3 protein-coding genes are annotated in these 1,165 nt (G+C 42.7%); all 3 read right to left on the bottom strand.

Going from position 1 to position 1,165, the window contains the following annotated elements:
• Positions 1–307 (bottom strand): Uma2 family endonuclease (locus ACUVJL_RS35985; protein ID WP_445250195.1); only part of this gene is annotated, 307 nt, incomplete at its 3' end.
• A gap of 37 nt (positions 308–344) precedes the next feature.
• Positions 345–614, bottom strand: coding sequence for a pentapeptide repeat-containing protein (locus ACUVJL_RS35990; RefSeq protein ID WP_445250196.1), 270 nt, complete (start codon positions 612–614; stop codon positions 345–347).
• Entirely contained in the window at positions 586–819 is a 234-nt protein-coding gene (locus ACUVJL_RS35995) for a pentapeptide repeat-containing protein (RefSeq protein WP_445250197.1), read from the bottom strand. The genes ACUVJL_RS35990 and ACUVJL_RS35995 overlap by 29 nt, the downstream gene beginning before the upstream one ends.
• Positions 820–1,165 lie beyond the last annotated feature (346 nt).

Below are 1,165 nucleotides of genomic sequence, written 5' to 3' on the forward strand. Positions count from 1 at the left end.
TGAGAGTTTGCCACCGTTCTAATTTAACCCAGGAGGCATCTGGGGAGCGATCGGCACCATTGGGCAGTTGAAAACCAGTAGAAGAGTCAAATACTACTCCTAGCTTGGTTTGGCGATTCCACTGCCAGAGTTGTCCTGACATATCTTGGTTGCGTTTGCCTGTATCGCTTCCTGTGGGGGGCATAACAATTAATTCTCCTGTAGCTGTTCTCTCTAGTCTTAAGTCACGGTTGACGGCAGCAATTTGCTGGAACTGTTCGTGAGTTACTTTGAAGGTTTGGGGAATGGTAATGGTGTTGTTGAGCATATTGTGGGACCTCGCGATCGGCTATTACCTATTTTGACTATTTTAAGCCCAATTTTTTACTGAAATCTGCATCATATTTTGCTTGAGCCCAATTTTGGGCAGACTTAACTTTTTCTGGGTTTAAACCATAAGCTCCCTCAAAGTTAGCTCCAGACAAATCTGCGTCTTTGAGAATGGTATCTGGCATATAAGTTTTCACAAAACGAGTCCCTTTAAGAATAGCTTTGGATAAGTCACCTCCTGTCAAGTCGGCTTGCGAGAGGTCAGCTTGCGAAAGGTCAGTACCTTGGAGAATGGTATGTGGCATATATAGCCTTTCTCAGAAAGATGAGAACTGGGCATAGGGCATAGGGCATAGGGCATAGGGCATAGGGCATAGGGCATACCTCACTTTTTTGAGAACCGCTATAAGTATTCACAAAATTAGCTTCTCGGAGATTAGCTCTCGATAAATTAGCTTTTGTCAAGTCAGCTTCCGTGAGCTTGGCTTTCGAGAGGTTGCCGTCTGACAAATCAACCCCAGGCAGATAAAAGTTTACTAATATATTGCTATCAGCTAAATCCTTTTGTTTTCAAGTTGATCATCTTCCCAAAGATATATCTATTCTCAGAACTTACCCACTCCGATCGAAGAAACCGGGTTTTTATGGGTTTCTGCGTGCTGTGACGAAGTTTTCAAGGGAAAAACCAGGTTTCTGACTACTCGTGCCTAAATCTCAAGCGATCGCTAATTTTTAAATCGAGCAGTTATGCTGGAACGATCGCCTCTTGAAGATGGATAATATTTCCCTCGGAATTTAAGATATAAAACCATTCCCTCGGAATGATACTTTGATTCAGTATTTTGAGATGATGGCT

The organism is Microcoleus sp. OTE_8_concoct_300 (assembly GCF_031383065.1).
Taxonomy (GTDB): domain Bacteria; phylum Cyanobacteriota; class Cyanobacteriia; order Cyanobacteriales; family Microcoleaceae; genus Microcoleus.

Coding starts and splice junctions, on each gene's coding strand:
- ACUVJL_RS35990 (WP_445250196.1), bottom strand. CDS start 614: ATGCCACATACCATTCTCCAAGGTACTGACCTTTCGCAAGCTGACCTC.